Source organism: Chitinophaga agrisoli (genome assembly GCF_008386695.1).
GTDB classification, from domain to species: domain Bacteria; phylum Bacteroidota; class Bacteroidia; order Chitinophagales; family Chitinophagaceae; genus Chitinophaga; species Chitinophaga agrisoli.
Genome location: NZ_VUOC01000001.1, coordinates 1069023 through 1087080 on the forward strand (window position 1 = coordinate 1069023; position 18058 = coordinate 1087080).

At 50.4% G+C, this 18058-nt stretch carries 13 protein-coding genes; 7 read left to right on the plus strand and 6 right to left on the minus strand.

Translation table 11 applies throughout. The features are described from left to right. The gene (locus F0L74_RS34005; RefSeq protein WP_262714224.1) at positions 1–129 is read right to left on the minus strand and encodes a hypothetical protein; all 129 of its coding nucleotides are present in this window, start codon (positions 127–129) and stop codon (positions 1–3) included. On the opposite strand from F0L74_RS34005, the gene F0L74_RS04440 reads away from it, so the two are divergent. From F0L74_RS04440 to F0L74_RS04455, 4 genes are read left to right on the plus strand one after another with little or no spacing between them, the layout of a single operon-like run. Then, entirely contained in the window at positions 119–3583 is a 3465-nt protein-coding gene (locus F0L74_RS04440; protein WP_149836608.1) for a SusC/RagA family TonB-linked outer membrane protein, read from the plus strand. The two genes, F0L74_RS34005 and F0L74_RS04440, sit on opposite strands and share 11 nt — an antisense overlap. 11 nt (positions 3584–3594) lie before the next feature. Then, complete coding sequence (locus F0L74_RS04445; RefSeq protein ID WP_149836609.1) at positions 3595–5025, plus strand: RagB/SusD family nutrient uptake outer membrane protein; 1431 nt, start codon at positions 3595–3597, stop codon at positions 5023–5025. Between the two features lie 10 nt (positions 5026–5035). Then, complete coding sequence (locus F0L74_RS04450) at positions 5036–6208, plus strand: TlpA disulfide reductase family protein (protein ID WP_149836610.1); 1173 nt, start codon at positions 5036–5038, stop codon at positions 6206–6208. A 13-nt stretch (positions 6209–6221) separates the two neighbouring features. Continuing rightward, positions 6222–7352, plus strand: a complete 1131-nt coding sequence (locus tag F0L74_RS04455; RefSeq protein WP_149836611.1) for a TlpA disulfide reductase family protein — start codon at positions 6222–6224, stop codon at positions 7350–7352. Between the two features lie 103 nt (positions 7353–7455). Here the strand turns inward: F0L74_RS04455 and F0L74_RS04460 are convergent, their stop codons facing one another. From F0L74_RS04460 to F0L74_RS04480, 5 genes are read right to left on the minus strand one after another with little or no spacing between them, the layout of a single operon-like run. Further along, positions 7456–8313, minus strand: coding sequence for a lysophospholipid acyltransferase family protein (locus F0L74_RS04460; RefSeq protein ID WP_149836612.1), 858 nt, complete (start codon positions 8311–8313; stop codon positions 7456–7458). A 40-nt stretch (positions 8314–8353) separates the two neighbouring features. Continuing rightward, complete coding sequence (gene nadB / locus F0L74_RS04465; protein ID WP_149836613.1) at positions 8354–9949, minus strand: L-aspartate oxidase; 1596 nt, start codon at positions 9947–9949, stop codon at positions 8354–8356. 43 nt (positions 9950–9992) lie between these two features. Continuing rightward, positions 9993–10670: a lysoplasmalogenase gene (locus tag F0L74_RS04470; protein WP_149836614.1), complete on the minus strand. Its 678-nt coding sequence runs from the start codon at positions 10668–10670 to the stop codon at positions 9993–9995. A 21-nt stretch (positions 10671–10691) separates the two neighbouring features. Further along, on the minus strand, positions 10692–12029 hold the full coding sequence (locus tag F0L74_RS04475) for a sensor histidine kinase (RefSeq protein WP_149836615.1): 1338 nt from the start codon (positions 12027–12029) through the stop codon (positions 10692–10694). Beyond that, a complete protein-coding gene (locus F0L74_RS04480) occupies positions 12029–13363 on the minus strand; it encodes a sigma-54-dependent transcriptional regulator (protein ID WP_188315854.1) in 1335 nt (444 codons plus the stop codon). The genes F0L74_RS04475 and F0L74_RS04480 overlap by 1 nt, the downstream gene beginning before the upstream one ends. Before the next feature lie 275 nt (positions 13364–13638). On the opposite strand from F0L74_RS04480, the gene F0L74_RS04485 reads away from it, so the two are divergent. From F0L74_RS04485 to F0L74_RS04495, 3 genes are read left to right on the plus strand one after another with little or no spacing between them, the layout of a single operon-like run. Beyond that, complete coding sequence (locus tag F0L74_RS04485) at positions 13639–14886, plus strand: efflux RND transporter periplasmic adaptor subunit (protein WP_149836616.1); 1248 nt, start codon at positions 13639–13641, stop codon at positions 14884–14886. A 59-nt stretch (positions 14887–14945) separates the two neighbouring features. After that, positions 14946–15635 carry an ABC transporter ATP-binding protein gene (locus F0L74_RS04490; RefSeq protein ID WP_149836617.1) on the plus strand — a complete coding sequence of 230 codons (690 nt, stop codon included), beginning with the start codon at positions 14946–14948 and terminating at the stop codon, positions 15633–15635. Continuing rightward, positions 15628–18057 (plus strand): ABC transporter permease, encoded by a 2430-nt coding sequence (locus F0L74_RS04495; RefSeq protein WP_149836618.1) that lies wholly within the window; start codon positions 15628–15630, stop codon positions 18055–18057. The genes F0L74_RS04490 and F0L74_RS04495 overlap by 8 nt, the downstream gene beginning before the upstream one ends. Position 18058 lies beyond the last annotated feature (1 nt).

Sequence of the window (18058 nt, forward strand, 5' to 3'; positions counted from 1 at the left end):
TTAGGGAGAAGGATCAGACTCGAATTCATAATCCATTAATCCAAACTGCTCAAAAGTAATGAATTTCCATTCTTTTACTACGGCTGTGCCCTGCGCACAGCTCTCAAAAAGAATTTTGATGATCTTCAAGATTACTGCCTTCCTGATGACGGTAGCACTTATGCAGGTAAGTGCCCACGGTTTCAGTCAGACCATTCATCTGAATGAGAAGGACGCACCTGTTGAGAAGGTGCTGGAACAGATCAGCCGGCAATCCGGTTTCCACTTTTTCTACGATGCAGCATCGCTGAACAATTATAAGGTAACAGTGAGCCTGCAGGAAGCCAGTATTGAAACGGTGCTGGACAGTTGTTTCCAGCACCTGCCGCTGACCTACAAGATCATGGGCCGGAACATTGTGCTTATGCCAAGGGAAAACATCCCCAATGCCGCCGCTCCTGTACAGCAGGCCCGCATGGTCAAGGGGACTGTTTTTGACGAGGACTTTAAAGGCCTTATAGGCGTAACGGTAAGGAACCGCGCTACCGGCAAGGGCGCCATCACCAACGACAAAGGCGCATATACTATTGCGGCCAATAGGGGGGATGTGCTGGTGATCAGTTTTGTAGGATATGTGACCCAGGAGGCCACCGTAGGCGATCAACCAGCCATCGATTTTCAGCTAAAAGCCACTAATGCAGCCTTGAACCAGGTGGTAGTAGTAGGCTATGGCAGCACTAAAAGGAAAGACCTCACCGGCTCCGTATCCACCATCAACGTAAAAGAGATCAGGGATGTGCCGTTTGCCACCTTTGATATTGCCCTGGCGGGTAAGGCCGCCGGCGTACAGGTAGTGCAGTCGGACGGTTCTCCAGGCGGGGTAGCCAATATCCGGGTACGGGGCGGCACTTCCATACTGGGGGGTAATGACCCGCTGTATATTGTCGACGGGGTACAGATCACGCCCACAGACCGTTATATCAAAACGCCCGGGGAAGTGGTAGACCCCATTGCCCGTTCCACCAACTTCAGCGACCCTGCCAGCTCCATTTCCGGCGCTTATGCAAGAGGCCTCAATAGCCTGGCCGGGTTAAACATCAGCGATATTGCCTCTATCGATATCCTGAAAGATGCTTCCGCCACCGCCATTTACGGTTCCAAAGCGGCCAACGGGGTGGTTATCATCACTACCAAACAAGGTACCCGCGATACCAAGCCCTATTTTGAGCTGAACAACTACACCGGTATTTCAAGGCCGGTAAGGGCAAAGGTGTTAAATGCAGACCAGTACCGGATGATCCTGAAAGAAGCCGCGACCAATTACAACCAGGAGCTAACGGCACAGGGTCAGCCTACGGATGCTACGGCGGATAAAATACTGAATGATCCCAGCTACCTGGGTACAGATAATACGGACTGGCTATCGCTGGTATTAAGGAACGGATTAACGCAGAACACGGATCTTTCCGTTCGTGGGGGTGGCAGGGGCAGCCGTTACTATGCCTCCCTTTCCTATTCAGACCAACAGGGCGTGGTAAAGGGTACGGATTTTAAACGTATTTCCGGCAAGGTGAACCTGGACAATGAGGTGAACAAACGGCTGAAATTCGTTACCAATATCAACTATGCATTTTCTACCAATAACATCACCAATGGCGCTTATGGCCAGGCTTTATTTGCGCCGCCCACCCGGGCGCCCTATAACCCGGATGGTACGCTGGCCAACCTGACCGGCAGCGCGCTGGGAGGGTATGATTTCAACGGTTTTCAGAATCCCCTTACGCTGCTGAACGGCATTAACCAGGGTAAGAACGGGTTGTTCCTGGGTTCCCTGGCCGTGGAATACAAAATACTGGATGGCCTTACCTTCCGCAGCCAGGCCTCCATTAACTATAATCAATACCACCAGCGTAACTATACACCATCATCAGCCTTAGTACAATCTGCCAGCGGCGCCTCCAGCTCCCTGGGCGGTATTGGCTCGCAGGGGCAAACGGAAAGCACCAGCTACCTGTATGAGAATACGCTGACTTACACCAAACAATTTGATGCCAATAACAGGCTGGATGTGGTGGCGGGTACCTCCTGGCAGGAGGATAAGCTCAACTCATTCCAGGCTTCCGGGCAAACCTACCCGGACGATTTTATCCTGAATAACCTGGGCTCTGCCGCCGTTACGCTGCCTAATCAATCTTCTTCCGCCCAAAGCTCGCTGTTGAGTTTTTATATCCGTGCTAACTACGCCTTTAAGGATAAATACCTGGTCACCTTTACCGGCCGTTCAGACGCTTCTTCCAAATTCTCCTCCGACAACCGGGTGGGATATTTCCCTTCTGGTGGCGTAGCCTGGCGTATTTCCCAGGAGCGGTTTATGAAAGGGCTTACCTGGATAGATGATATGAAACTGCGGGCCAGCATGGGATATACCGGTACGCAGAACATAGGCAATTACCTGTACCGTACTTTATACACCCCCGTATCCTACAATGGTACCAACGCCGTGATCCCTTCTCAACTGGGTAACAACCGGATCAAATGGGAACAGACGTTACAGAAGGATGCAGGTATCGACATATCCCTGTTCCGGTCTAAACTGGTAGTGAACGTGGGTGTGTATGAGAAGAAATCTACAGGCCTGTTGTTTAACCAGCCCTTGCCCTCCAGTTCTTCCTATTCTTCTATAATAGCTAATCTCGCAGATATCCGTAACCGTGGCCTGGAAATAGAGCTATCCGGCAACATCGTTTCCGGCAAACATTTTTCCTGGCGCAGTGACTTCAATATGTCATTTAACCGCAGTTTGGTCACCGGGCTGAATATGGACTATACAGATCCCAATCATGGCGGCGGGGTTACCAGCTCCAACGGGCAAAGCTATATTATGTCCAATACAGTGCTGAGAACCGGTTACCCCGTAGGGCAGTTTGTAGGCTCCCGGTTTGACGGGATCATTCAGAACACAAAACAGCTGGAAGATTATAGGGCGGCCTTCCCTTACTATGCATTCTTTAATCCCTATGTGAACATAGGCGATCCCATGTTTGTGATAAATAAGGAAGGCGCGTTGCAGGGGTTCCCGGATACCTATGCGCTGATTGGCAGTTCCGCGCCCAAATTCTATGGTGGCTGGACCAATACCTTCAATTTCCATGACTTTTCTTTGACCAGCCTGTTCACCTATTCAAATGGGGGGCATATCCTGTATGCAGCGGATATTGCCAACAAATCCGTGAGTGACCTCACCAACAAGGGAGTACGTATCCTGGACCGCTGGACGTCTGAACACACCAATACAGACCGGCCACGGCTCATCTATACGCAGAATGCAAACTATACGGCCAGCAATGATATTTACAGCTCATCCTATATAAAGCTCAAATCTGTTACACTCAGCTATCAGCTGCCGCAGGCGTTTATGCAGCGCATCAAATTACAGTCTGCATCCGTGTATGTATCTGCCACCAATCTGTTCACGATCACCAATTATCCCGGCCAGGACCCGGAGGTGAGCAACGATCCGTACAGCATTGTAGACGGGTATACAGATTCTAATAATTATCCCACCATCCGGCAGTATATCCTGGGTTTCAGGTTTGGATTCTAAAAGATTGCAACATGAAAAGAACACACATCATCATATTTGCATTATTGACCATCACGGCCCAGTACAGTTGTAAGAAGCAGCTGGATGCGCCGCCAAAAGACGCGCTGGTAGAGGGCAATACCATCATTAACCAGCAAACGGCCAATATAGCCCTTAACGGTGTTTATTTCCGGTTTGCCAATGCAGACCAGACAAAAACCGATTGGTCCACCAACCAGGTGAACCCGGGCATTCTTACCGGGGTATTGGACGATGGGCATAACAGCCTGAGCGAGGCCCGCAATGTACTGGGCAAAACCAATTTCAACAGCGACTGGGGAAGGTATTATACCCTGGTGAATGCGGCCAATGGCGTTATAGACCAGGTAACCATATTGCCGGATAACCTGTTCTCCAACGGCAGAAAAGAGCAAATACTGGCAGAGGCCCGGTGCCTGCGGGCATTTGGTACTTTTAAAGTGCTGCTTTTTATGGGACAGTGGTTTGATATTAACAGCGCTTATGGCGCGCTGCTGCAGAATAAATTCATTACTTCCACTACCTATGCCCGCGCAAGGTCCAGCGTAAAAGACAGCTACCAGTTTATACTGGAAGATCTGGATTATGCTATCGCCAACGCCGCTGCTACCGGCAGCAATGTATACATTACCCGCTGGGCTGCTATGGCCCTCAAAATGCGGGTTTTACTAAGCCGTGGGCAGCAGGCAGACTATACCGGCTGTGCCGCGCTGGGCGATAGCATCATCAATTCCGGAAATTACGTGCTGGAGCCCAATGCCCGGGATATCTTCTATGTAAAAGGGTTAACCAGTAAGGAAGTGATCCTGGGCGTAACGCCCCAGGCAGCCCAGGGTAATTATTATTACAACACCAGCGGCCTGTATGTACGCCGCAGCTCTTTTTATGTAGCCACCCGTGCCCTGGACAGTATATTACAGAACGATCCGCGGCGGTCATGGTACATAGGTCAGCCGAATGCTGATAAAGCCAATACCTTCTACTTTATCAAATACGTACAGCCAGGATTGGCTACCACACAGCTGTCAGAAGTGTCTTACGCCATACGGCTTGCAGAGGTATACCTGATGGCGGCAGAAGCTACCGTCCGCGCAGGCGGTAACCTGGCCTCCGCCCGTACGCTGATCCATGCGGTACAGGCGGGCGCTGGCATTACGGCTACGGACAACGGCACTAATTACCTGGCGGTAGAGCAGGCCCTTACAGCCGATGCGCTGCTGCGGGAAACCTATGTGGAATACATCCGGAGTTTTGCCGGGGAAGATGACCAGTACTATTTTGCATTGCTGCGTTTTCCGCTGGCTACCGTTACCAGCCTGCGGCCTACTATTACCACTAAAGAACAATATATCTATCCCATTCCGCATTCAGAGTTCACCAGTAACCCATTGATAGGTGCTCAGAACCCGGGATACACACAATAATCTAAAAATTATGAGAGCTACCAGCATTTTATTGGTAACGGTATTGTTTTGCCGTGCAGGTTGCCTGTTGGCGCAAACTGCCCCCAAACCTTTTGTAATAGAAGGCACATTAAACGGCGGAAACCCGGACAGCGTGCGGTTTAGTTATACCGGCGCCGGCGATCAGCGTATGGAAACCGCTGTGCCGGTCATCGGTCAACGGTTTACCATCAAAGGCGAAACGGATGGTCCGGGCACAGCCTCCCTTATGTTCGTTCACAAGGGGCAGCAAATGGCAAAAGACCATGTGCAGTCCGGGAAGGATTACAAATTCCTGTTCATTGAGCCCGGTACTATGCAGATCACCGGTACGCCAGCACAGCTGGAGGCGCTGAAGCTAACCGGCTCCAAAACCCAGGCAGAATTTGAGGCGCTGAACGGGATTGTGGACCCGATCATCGAAGAAGGCGCCACATTACGGGCTGCCTATAAAAAAGCCACGGACATTGAGGAGAAAAAAGCGCTGAACGAAAAAATGGGGACGCTGGAAGCGCAGCGTTATGGCAAAACCTATGACTTTATGCTGGCGCATCCCCAGTCCTACGTCACCGAATATTACCTGAACTTTTACATGCCGTTTTACAGTGTAGATTCCATCAAAAAGATCTACACGCAGTTTAGTCCCGCGCAGCGGCAAGACAGGTTGGGCAAATCGATCGGGAGCATATTAAGGGGGATGGAGGCCGGTTCTCCGGGTCAAATGGCCACTGATTTCAAGACCATGGACATCAATGGAAAATCAATATCACTGTCTGACTTTAAAGGCAAATACGTGATCCTTGATTTCTGGGCTTCCTGGTGTGTGCCTTGCCGGCACAGCCATCCGCACCTGATCCAATGGTATAACAAATACAAGGGCAAGGGCCTGGAGATCATCGGGATCGCCTCTGACGATGGCCGTGAGGCCGCCTGGAAAAAGGCCATTGAGCAGGATGGCATCGGCATCTGGCATCATGCACTTGCCGGCGTGGATCAGGAAAAGGCCATGAAGGGCCAGGAAAGCCCGAATGATATCACCGCCAAATACGGCGTTACGGCGCTGCCCACTAAATTGATCATAGACCCCAGCGGCAAAATAGTTGCGCGTGATGTGGGCGATGGTGAGCAGATAGGAAAAGAACTGGAGAAAATATTTGAGCACTAATAAAATCATCCGTATGAAAAGATTATTCATCAGCATCCTTGTTTGCGCCCCGGGCCTGTTAATGGCTCAAAAAGGGAGCTTTACGCTGAAAGGGAAAGTGGGCAAGCTGGATAAACCGGCTAAGGCTTATCTGCTCTACAGCTATAACAGTAAAACCATCCTGGACTCTGCAGACCTGAGCGGCGGTAATTTTGAACTGACCGGCAAACTGGACTACCCGGAAACCGCCACCCTGATCATCAGCCACGACGGCAGCAATATGCGGCAAATGAGAAAACAGGACCGGTTGTCGCTGTACCTGGAGCCCGGCCAAATGACGCTGGCGCCGGCAGATTCGATCTGCCAATCCGCCGTAAAGAATTCCGTAATTAATGACGAATACACGGCGCTGCGTACCTCGCTGGCACCCATGGATCTCCAGTATGCGGCTATGTACAACGAATATGTGGCGGCGGATAAAGCCACCCGTAACTCGGCAGATTTCCAGCAAAAGATGGAGGCAAAAGAGAAAGCCTATGAGCAGGAGAAAAAAGCCCTGGAGCTGGCCTTTATAAAAAGCCATCCCAATTCCCTGGTGAGCCTGAACACTGTTAAGGAATATGGCGGCGCTATTCCGGATGCGGACACGGTACAGGCGCTTTTTGGTATGCTGTCAGAAAAGGTGCGGCAATCCGCTCCAGGCCAGTTGTATAACAAATATCTCGTAAACATAGCCCGTACTGCCATAGGCAAGGTGGCGCCGGAGATCTCATTGCCGGATACGGCCGGGCAGGTAATAAAACTTTCTTCGCTTAAAGGAAAGTATGTGCTGATCGATTTCTGGGCTTCCTGGTGCGGTCCCTGCCGGGCAGAGAACCCGAATGTGGTAAAGGCCTACGAACATTACAAATCAAAAGGGTTTGAGATCCTGGGCGTTTCGCTGGATAATGAAAGCACTAAAAAGGCCTGGCTCAAGGCTATTAAGGATGACCAGCTCACCTGGCTGCAGGTATCTGACCTGAAATACTGGGATAGCGCCGTAGCTGCAGATTATGGGATAAGGGCCATTCCACAGAATTTCCTGCTGGATCCGGAAGGCAGGATCATCGCCAAAAACCTCCGCGGCGAAGAACTGGATAAAAAACTGGAGGAAACGTTGAATTAATGTGCTAATGTGCAAATATGCTAATGTGCTAATAGATGGGAGCGGATAGTAGTCGCCGCATTTTTCATTAGCACATTAGCATATTTGCACATTAGCACATTGACTATCCCTTCCATTCATGCTTCCACCGCCGGTGGCTCCATACCCATACTTCCGGCTGCTCCTGTATATTCTTTTCCAGGAATTGGGCAAATGCGCTGGTGATATGCCCTTCCGGCTCCTGCCGGGGATTTTCGAATTGAAGGGTAAGCTGCGCTTTATAATACCCTCTTTTTACTTTCCGTATATCCACAAACACCACCGGTATATTATTCCGGCGGGCAGTCATTTCAGGGCCTTTATAAAAAGCGGTCATTTTATTGAGAAAGGGGACCCAGTAGCAGCGGCGCGGGTCTGGCGGGTTCTGGTCTGCCACCAGGGCTATGAGGTACTGTTTGCTAAGCCAGGAGGCCATGCCGGTACGGATGTCGTTGGTGGCGATGAGGTGACTGCCGGAGCGCTCCCGGAAATGGCGGAACAGCCGGTCTACCACCTTGTTGGTAATGGGCATGTACACCACCAGGAAGGGGAACTGTACGCCCTGTATGCAGAAAAGGTTGGCCCATTCCCAGTTAAAATTATGTCCCAGGTGCAGCTGGCAGCTTTTGCCCTGTTCGTACAGGCGGTGTAATACGCCCAGGTCACAGATAAAACGGCGTTTTAGCTGCCGTTTGCTCATGGTGAGCAGTTTGATGGTCTCCACCATCATGTCCGTGAGGTTAAGGTAGTATTTGCGGGTAAGACGCTTGATCTCTGTGGGGCTTTTATCAGGAAAAGCCTGCATCAGGTTGGCTTTTACCACCTGTTTGCGGTAGCCGGCCACATGGTACACCAGCACGTACAATACATCGCTTATCCTGTACAGCACCCACAGGGGTAGCAGGGAAATGGCGTAAGCGAATATGAGCAGCAGGTAGTACATGTATTTGAATTGCACGGCGTTAAAGGGTGCAAAGTTAAGGTTACAGCACTATATTCTGCACCAGCTCACTCTTATAAGGATAATCTGTATTATAATGCAGGCCGCGGCTTTCTTTCCGGAAGGCGGCTGCTTTTACGATCAGGTAGCCTACGGTAATGAGGTTACGGAGCTCGCAAAGCTGGGGCGATACTTCTGTTTTCTGGTACAGGACCTCTGTTTCCTCATGCAGCATATCCAGCCGGCGTATGGCACGTTCCAAACGTTCATTGGTGCGCACAATGCCCACATAATCGCTCATGATCTGCTTTAGCTCTTTAAGGCTTTGGGTAATAAGGATCATTTCGCGGGGGGCGGTGGTACCGGCGGCGTCCCAGTCCGGTACATTATCCGGGGCTTTAATGGAGTTTATGCGCTGTACGGCATCCTGGTAGCAACGGTGGGCGAATACCATGGCCTCCAGCAGGGAGTTAGACGCCAGGCGGTTGGCCCCATGCAGGCCGGTGCTGGCGCATTCGCCACAGGCGTACAGGTTATTGATGGAGGTATGGCCCCATTCATCGGTCTTAATACCTCCGCAGCTGTAATGGGCAGAGGGCGCGATAGGGATCATATCCTTCCGGATATCGATGCCTATGCTCATACACTTCTCATAAATATTGGGAAAATGGTGAATGAACTTGTCCGGGTCCATATGGCGGCAGTCCAGGTACACATACTCTGTACCCGTTATCTTCATCTCGCTATCTATGGCGCGGGCCACAATATCGCGGGGGGCCAGGGACAGGCGGGCGTCATACTTATGCATGAATTCCTCCCCATGTATATTGCGCAGTATGCCGCCATCGCCGCGTACAGCTTCTGTGATCAGGAAAGAGTTGTTTACGCCAGCCTGGTACAGTGCGGTGGGGTGGAACTGGATAAACTCCATATTCTCTATCCGGCCTTTGGCGCGGTATACCATGGCCACCCCATCGCCGGTGGCAATGGATGGGTTGGTGGTGCTGCGGTATACCTGTCCGTTACCGCCGGTAGCCAGCAGGGTAACACTGCTTAGGATCTTTTCTATTTTTTTGTTCTGCAGGTTCAGCACATATACGCCGTAACACTCAATGTCCGGCGTACTTTTGGTTACCAGGTAGCCCAGGTGGTGCTGGGTGATGAGGTCTACCACAAAGCAGTGGGTAACCAGCTCTATATTGCTTTTTCTGTGGATGGCGGCCAGCAGGGCGCGCTCTATTTCCTTGCCGGTAACGTCTTTATGGTGTATTACCCGGAACTCAGAGTGCCCGCCTTCGCGGCCCAGTGAATATTCCCCGTCTGGGTTCTTATCAAAATTGGCCCCCCACTCAATGATCTCGTTCACCCGCTCCGGGCCTTCTTTTACCACTATCTCTACAACATGCTGGTTACAGAGGCCATCCCCGGCTATCAGCGTATCTTCTATATGTTTTTCAAAGCTGTCATTCTCCAGGTCATTCACTACGGCTACGCCGCCCTGTGCGTATTTGGTATTGGTTTCGTCTTCCCGTGTTTTGGTAATAATGGTGATCTTTTTATCCGGATAGTACTCAGCTACTTTTAAAGCATAGGTAAGTCCTGCAATGCCCGAGCCAATCACTAGAAAATCTGTTTGCATAGATGCGGTTTTAGATGCGCGATTAAAAAATCGCAAATCAAATTTACGCTTTAACACGTGAATTCAAATAGTTAAGGCTGCCTTCTATCAATGCCCATTGTGCCAGGCCATAGGTGAGCATTACAAAAATGCTGGCGCCGGGGAAGGAATGGTAGAAGCGCTGAGTGGCTATCATCGCGTCTGAGCAGATAAACAGTATGCTGCCCACTATGCAGTACCAGCCCATAGGCTGTTCCTTAAAACGGAAGGCATGCATTACGCATAACAGGGTAAAGGAAATGGTGATGGCGTAGATAATAACGGGTATGCTTAAACTGCCCAGGTAGGGGAACAGGAAAAAGATAAAAGCGATCACCACCGCTTCCGTAAGGAAAATAAGCGGATACTTGCAAAGAGGGAGTGGGTAATTGGTATACCGTACTTTCAGGAAAAAGCCAATATAGGCCAGGTGGGCCAGCAAAAAGCTACCCAGGCCGGGCAGGAAATACTTGTCCCATAACAGCAATATATCGCCCAGCCAGGAAAAGAACAGGGCGGCCAGCAGCAGGTTGCGAAAGATAGCGGGCCGCAGGTGATGAATGGCGGCCAGCAGGCTGGCGCCCAATAAAGGCATTAACAGGGGTTTGGTCACATACCGTAAGCAATCCGCGTTCAGGGCAATAGCCAACAGGTCTGCTATCAATACTATAAAGTAGAGTATAAACCAGGTAGGTTTTTTCATAGTAGGTTAAATATAACGAAACTATACCACTCCCAGCACCACGTAAAAGGTGGTACCCTCGCCATTGCCGCTGCTTACTTTCAGCTGTCCGCCGTGTGATTGTATGATCTGCTGGGAAAGGCTCAACCCAATGCCGCTGCCTTTTTTCTTGGTGGTAAAGAAGGGAATGAAGATCTTATTCAGGGCTTCCGCATCAATGCCGGGGCCATTATCCGTAATGGAAATGCATACCTGCTGCGGATTGCTCATGTAGGTCTTTAGCTGAATGTATGGCGTGTGGGTCTGCTCCAGCGCGTCCATGGCATTTTTGATAAGGTTGATGAGCACCATCTGCAGCTGGGCGGTATCCGCATGTATGTCTACATTATCCGCTTCCAGTTCAAATTGGAAATGGATACCGGCTTGTTTAAGGTCCGGCATCAGGAGGTTGCTCACGGAGGTAACCAGGGCCCTGAGGCTTACATCCATGAACTGCGGTTTGGGCAGGGTAGTGTAGTCGCGGTAGGCGTTCACAAAATTCATGATGCCTTTGCTGCGGTTCTCCACCGTTTGCAGGGCCTCCTGCAGATCGGCAATGGCCTCCGGCTGCTGCGTATAGGGGGCAATATCCTGCTCTACTATTTCCTGCATGGTGCTGATGAGGGATACAATGGGCGTAACGGAATTCATGATCTCATGCCGCAGGATCTTGGTCAGGTTTTGCCAGGCCTCCAGCTCTTTTTCCTGCAGTTCTGTATGGATGTTCTGCAGACTGATGAGTTTTACCAGCCGGCCCTGCAGGCGTATGGTAGCGGCGTGTATAGATAATTGTTGCTCCTGGCGGGTGCGGTACAGGATCTTGTTGCCGGAGCGCAGTTGTAATAACAGTTCCGGCAGGTCAGGATGGGTATTCTTCAGCTCCGCAATATTGCGCAGCCGGTAAATATTCAGCAGCCGGAAGGCGGAAGGGTTGATCAACTCAATCTTTCCTTCCGCATCAAAAGACAGCATGCCTATGCTGATATGCTGTACAATGGTATCAATGTATTTCAGGTTGGCTTCTTTCTCCGCCCGTGTTTGCCGGAAGGCCTCCAATACCTCGTTAAACTGCTGGTTCAGCTCCCGGAAGCTTTTGCCCAGTTTATTATCCGCATTAAAACGGATGGAGAAGTCCTCGTAGCGGATGGATTCCAGGAACAGGGTTAGCTTGCGGTTCACCCTGTTCAGGTAGTAATAGATGCCGTATACCTGTATTGCTGTAAGCACGGCCAGCGCCATACCGGGTATAATGCCTGCGGCCTGCCATAACCACACCCCCGCTATAATTGTAAGGGTGAGCAGCAATATGCGCAGAAGTATATTTATGCTAAAATGGGTCATTATAAATTGTACTTCTCCAGTCTTCTATACAGGGCGGCCCTGCTTAATCCCAGTTCCCTGGCAGCTTCTGTAATGTTGCCATTACATTTTTTCATGGCCTGGGTAATGATGTTGCGTTCCATTTCCTCCAGGTTATAACCGGTGTCCAGGTCCTGCTCGCGGGAGGGGCTTTTTACAAATACATCCTTAGGCATCAGCATTTTGCCCTGGGAAAGGATCACGGCCCTTTCAATGGCATGTTGCAGCTCGCGGATATTGCCCGGCCAGTCATACTGCTGCAACTGTTGCACCAGGGCCTCATGCAGGGCGGTTACAGGGCGTTTGTATTTATCCCGGTACAGCTGCAGGAAATGTTCTGCCAGCGGTATTATATCTTCTGTGCGTTCCCGCAGGGAAGGCAGCTGGATCTCTATGGTATTGATACGGTACAGTAAGTCCTGGCGGAACAGGTGCTGACCGGCCATTTGCTGAATGTTACGGTTAGTGGCGCAGATAAGCCGTACATCAATAGGGATGGTCTTATTGGAGCCTACCCGGGTGACAGAACGGTTCTGCAGTACGGTAAGCAGTTTAGCCTGGAAGGGGAGGGAGATATTACCTATCTCGTCCAGGAAAATGGTGCCGCCGTTTGCCTCTTCAAAGCGGCCCAGGCGGTCTTCGCGGGCGTCTGTAAAAGCGCCTTTCACATGGCCAAAGAGCTCACTTTCAAACAGCGTTTCGCTAATAGCGCCCAGGTCTACGCCTACCAGGGGTTGTTTTTCCCGCAGGGACAGGTGGTGGATGTGCCGGGCCAGCATATCCTTACCAGTACCGTTCTCGCCCAGTATCAGGATATTGGCGTCTGTAGCGGCCACTCTTTGTACCGTATCCATTACCTGCTGCATGGCGGCGCTGTTGCCGGTAATGAGCTGTCCGTCTGTATTGACAGGTTTCTCCTTTTGTGTGGCCACCCGGTGTTTATTGTAAGCGGCCTGCATGGTAGCCAGCAGCTTTTCATTTTCCCAGGGTTTCAGCACAAAATCGCAGGCGCCGGCTTTAATGGCCCGTACGGCCATTTCCACATCGCCATAGGCGGTGAACAGTACTACGGAGGCCTGGGGCTTAACGTCCAGGATACGGTCCAGCCATTCAAAACCCTCTTTACCGCTGCTCAGGTCGCGGGTAAAGTTCATATCCAGCAGGATCACGTCGTAATCAAAATTGGATACCAGGTAAGGGATCTTTTGCGGGTTACGCTCAAAATCCACATGTTCAAAATGGCGTTTCAGGAGCAGGCGGGCGGCACGCAGCACGTCCATATCATCATCTACGATCAGTATTTTTCCGGGTAGCATTGTAGTCATCATATTTTCAGTTCAGCAAACTATATTCCTGATATGTTTGATAGTAGCAAATTAGCGGGGAAGCCGCTACTGGGCAATATAAACAAAGATTTCGTCTTTTTAGGCGGGCAGCAGCGGGGTTTTGGAAGTGTCCGGAAATGGACAACACTTGTCCGGTACGGGACGTTTTTAAACCGGTATTTTTTCTCAAATGCTTACTGGTAAAGGTTTTATAGCTTTGGCATGTTGGTTGAACTTCCAGGGCAGCCAAATATTGGCATTCAGTTATGGATAGAAAAATCGAAAAGAAATTCTGGTCAAAGAAACGGATCTTAATGATAAGCGGCGGCGGTCTGGTGGCCCTGTTGCTCCTGTATAACCTCATATTTGCCGATCATCGCTCCCGGCTTAATGTAGAAAAGGATAAGATCACTGTAAGTACCGTTACCAAAGGTACTTTTGACCAATATATCGCGGTAACCGCTGTAGTGCAACCGTTAAAGACCATCCGCCTGGATGCGATAGAGGGCGGATATGTAAGCCGTAAGTACCTGGAAGGTGGTAGCATGGTAAAAGCAGGCGATTCCATTCTGCGCCTGGAGAACCAGCGTATGCAAATGGAGTTCATGAACCATGAAACAGAAATGTACCGCCTGATCAATGAGCTCCAGAATACCCGCCTGAGCCTGAAGCAGAACCGGTATACCCTGGAAAAAACGCTTTCTGACCTGGATTACAAGATAGCGCAGGCCAAAGATATATACGACCGTTACAAACAGCTGGTAGATGAGAAAATAGTAGCCCGGCAGGACTTTAACAAAAGCAAGATGGACTATGAAGGCCTGGTAAAACAGCGGGAGATCGAAATAGAAAGCCAGAAATACCAGGATGAGAATGCGAAGATCCAGATCGCTCAGCTGGAAGGCACCATTGCCCGCACCCAGCGCAACCTGCAGATGATGAAGGATAACCTCAATAACCTGATCGTACGGGCGCCAATTGCCGGCCAGCTATCTTCCGTAAATGTGGAAGTAGGCTCCAGCATCACTTCCGGCCAGAATATAGGTCAGATAGATGACCTGGACGGGTTTAAGATGCGGGCGGAGGTGGATGAGCACTATCTCTCCCGGGTATTTGCCGGCTTAAAGGCCTCCTTTGAGTTCAACGGTAAAAACTATGAGCTGACGATCACCAAGGCCTTCCCGGAGGTGACCAATGGCCGGTTTAATGTAGACATGAATTTTGTAAAAGGTACGCCGGAAGGCATACGCCGTGGACAATCCTCTCCTATCCGCCTGGAACTGGGTAAATCCTCAGAGGCCGTATTGCTGCCTGTAGGTGGTTTCTTCTCCGATACCGGCGGCAACTGGGTATATGTGCTGGATAAAGGCGGCAAACGCGCCGTAAAACGGAACATATCCCTGGGCCAAAAAAACCCCTTATTCTTTGAGGTGCTGGAAGGCCTGCAGCCTGGCGAGCAGGTGATCACCTCCTCCTACGAGAACTTTGGGGATAAGGAAGTGTTGGTATTCTAACACCTGCCGGCCTTTTGTTCATTGTATTGTTGCAACTAATTTATTTTAAAACCGATAACATGATAAAGACCGTTAATCTGCAAAAACTTTTCAGTACAGAAGAAGTAGAAACAACTGCCCTCAACGGTATCAATATGGAAATCCAGGACGGGGAGTTTGTAGCCATCATGGGCCCTTCCGGCTGTGGCAAATCCACCCTGCTGAATATCCTGGGCCTGTTGGATAACCCCAGCGCCGGTGAATATTATTTCTGGGATAAGGAAGTGGCCCGCATGAGTGAGCGCCAGCGCGCCCAGTTACGTAAAGGCTCTATCGGTTTTGTATTCCAGAGCTTTAACCTCATTGATGAGCTCACGGTCTTTGAAAACGTGGAGCTGCCCCTCCTGTACCTGAAAGTGCCCTCCCAGGAGCGGAAGCAGAAAGTAGAGCAGGTGCTGGAGCGTATGAATATCATGCACCGCCGCAACCACTTCCCGCAACAGCTGTCCGGTGGTCAGCAACAGAGGGTGGCCATTGCACGCGCGGTAGTAGCCAAGCCCAAGATGATACTGGCGGATGAGCCCACCGGTAACCTGGACAGTACCAACGGCGAAGAAGTGATGAAGCTGTTACAGGAGCTGAATGACGCCGGTACTACCATGGTAATGGTAACGCACAGCCCTTATGACGCCGGTTTTGCCCATCGCATTATTAACCTGTTTGATGGCAGGGTGGTAACAGAAAATATCAAAGAACAGTTCCATGTTTAAAAACTACCTGAAAATAGCCTGGCGCAACCTCTGGAAACAGAAGGTGTTCACCCTCATTAATGTGGGCGGCCTTACTATTGGCCTTACCGTAGGCCTCTTGCTCCTGTTATGGGTGAAGAATGAGCTGAGCTATGACAGGTATAATACCAAATGGGACCGCATATACCGGCTTACTACGGACATTCATGTAAATGGCAGCGATTTTATCTCCAGCCAGGTGCAGGATGTAATGGGGCCTACCCTGGTGCAGGATTATCCACAGGTGGAGAAGTTCGTGCGGCTGCAGCCCCAGCGGGATATCATGGTACAAAAGGGCCATGAGACCCTGCAGGAGAAAAAAGCCGCCTGGGCAGATTCTTCCATTTTTGAGGTATTCACCTTGCCGCTGTTGGCCGGCAATCCCAAAACAGCCCTTACAGCGCCTTTCTCCGTTGTGCTGTCAGAGACTGCGGCCCGCAAATACTTCCAGTCTACGGATATAGTGGGCAAAATGCTACATATCAACAATACGGCAGATTACCGGGTGACCGGGGTAATGAAGGATATGCCCGATGCCTCCCATTTCCATTTCGATTTCCTGCTAAGTATGTCCGAAAGGGCTAACAGCCGGAGCAACAATTGGGGAAATCACGACTACTATACTTATGTACTGGTACGCCCCGGCGTGGATAACGCATTTTTAAACGCCCGTCTGAAGGACATTACCTACAAGTATGTATCTCCTTTCTACCAGCAGATCCTGCATTTTAGCCTGGAAGAAATAGAAAAGCAGGGCAGCCATGTGCGGTATGCCGCCATGCCCCTTTCAGATATACATTTTTACGCCAATAGGGCGGATCAATCCTTTATTGAGCCCAGTGGAAATATTCAATACGTATACATTTTTTCCGCTGCCGGTATTTTCATTTTGCTGATTGCCTGTATAAATTTCATGAACCTTTCTACCGCCCGTTCTGCCAGCAGGGCCAGGGAGGTAGGCGTAAGGAAAACCCTGGGCTCCCAGCGCAAACAACTGATCCTGCAATTCCTTTCGGAATCCTGGCTTATATGCGCAATGGCGATGTTGTTGGCCTTAGTGGCTGCGGCTATTTTACTGCCTTTCTTTAGCGAAATGGCGGGCAAAAAAATGACCATTAACCTGCTGGATCAACCTCAGCTGATCGTATATTTTATTGGGTTGCTGCTGATCGTAGGCTTGCTGGCTGGCGCTTATCCGGCTTTCTTCCTCTCCGGGTTCAAGCCACTGCAGGTGCTAAAAGGCAAGCTGCTGTCCGGCAGTAATACCGGGGGGCTGCGTAGCGCCTTGGTGGTGGTGCAGTTTGTTATCTCCAGTGTGCTGATCATTGGCACGATCGTTATTTATAACCAGCTGCAGTATATACAGCACCGGCAAATAGGGTATGACCGGCGCCAGGTGCTTGTATTGCAGAATACCTACCCGCTTTACAAGCAGGTAAACGCTTTCCGGGAAGCCATTTTAAGGATCCCCGGGGTGGAAAACGGCACTATGACCGGTTTTTTGCCTACGGGCCAGTACCGGCAAAGCCCCAGTTTTTTCAAAGACCGTAATGCTGCTATAAAAGACGCCATTACTACAGAAGCCTGGCAGGTAGATCAGCATTATATCCCTACCCTGGGCATGAAGGTAGTAGCGGGCAGGAACTTTGACCCGCAGAATTTTGGCACAGACTCCTCCGCCATCATCATAAATGAAACAGCGGCCAAAATGCTGGGCTTTAAAGACCCCCTGGGTAAGGAGTTGTATGACCCCAAGACGGATGTGAGTGACCTCCGGGCCTCGCATATTATTGGCGTGATAAAAGACTTCAACTTTAATTCCCTGCACCATCCCGTTACGCCGCTGATACTGCGGCTGCAGGAAGAACGGGGCAGTATGGCCTTCCGTGTTAAAACGGATCATATACAGGACCTGGTAGAAAAGGTACGGCAGCAATGGGATGCCATGGTACCGGGGCAGCCGTTCCTGTACGCCTTTATGGATAATGAGTTCAATACCCTTTACCAGGCAGACCAGCGCACCGGCAACATCTTCATCTGGTTTGCGGTGCTGGCGATCATTGTGGCCTGTCTGGGTCTTGCCGGCCTGGCCATCTTTACCGCGGAACAGCGCACAAAAGAAATAGGCATCCGCAAGGTGCATGGCGCTTCCGTAACAGATATTGTGACCTTATTAAGCAAAGATTTTATAAAACTGGTGCTGATTGCCATTGTGATAGCTACCCCGCTGGCCTGGTATGTCATGAACGGCTGGCTGGACGATTTTGCTTACCGTACCACCATACATTGGTGGGTGTTTTTACTGGCAGGGTGTATTGCCATTGTCATTGCCCTGTTTACCGTGAGCTTTCAATCTATAAAAGCCGCGTTAACAAATCCTATTAAAAGTCTGAAAACAGAATAAA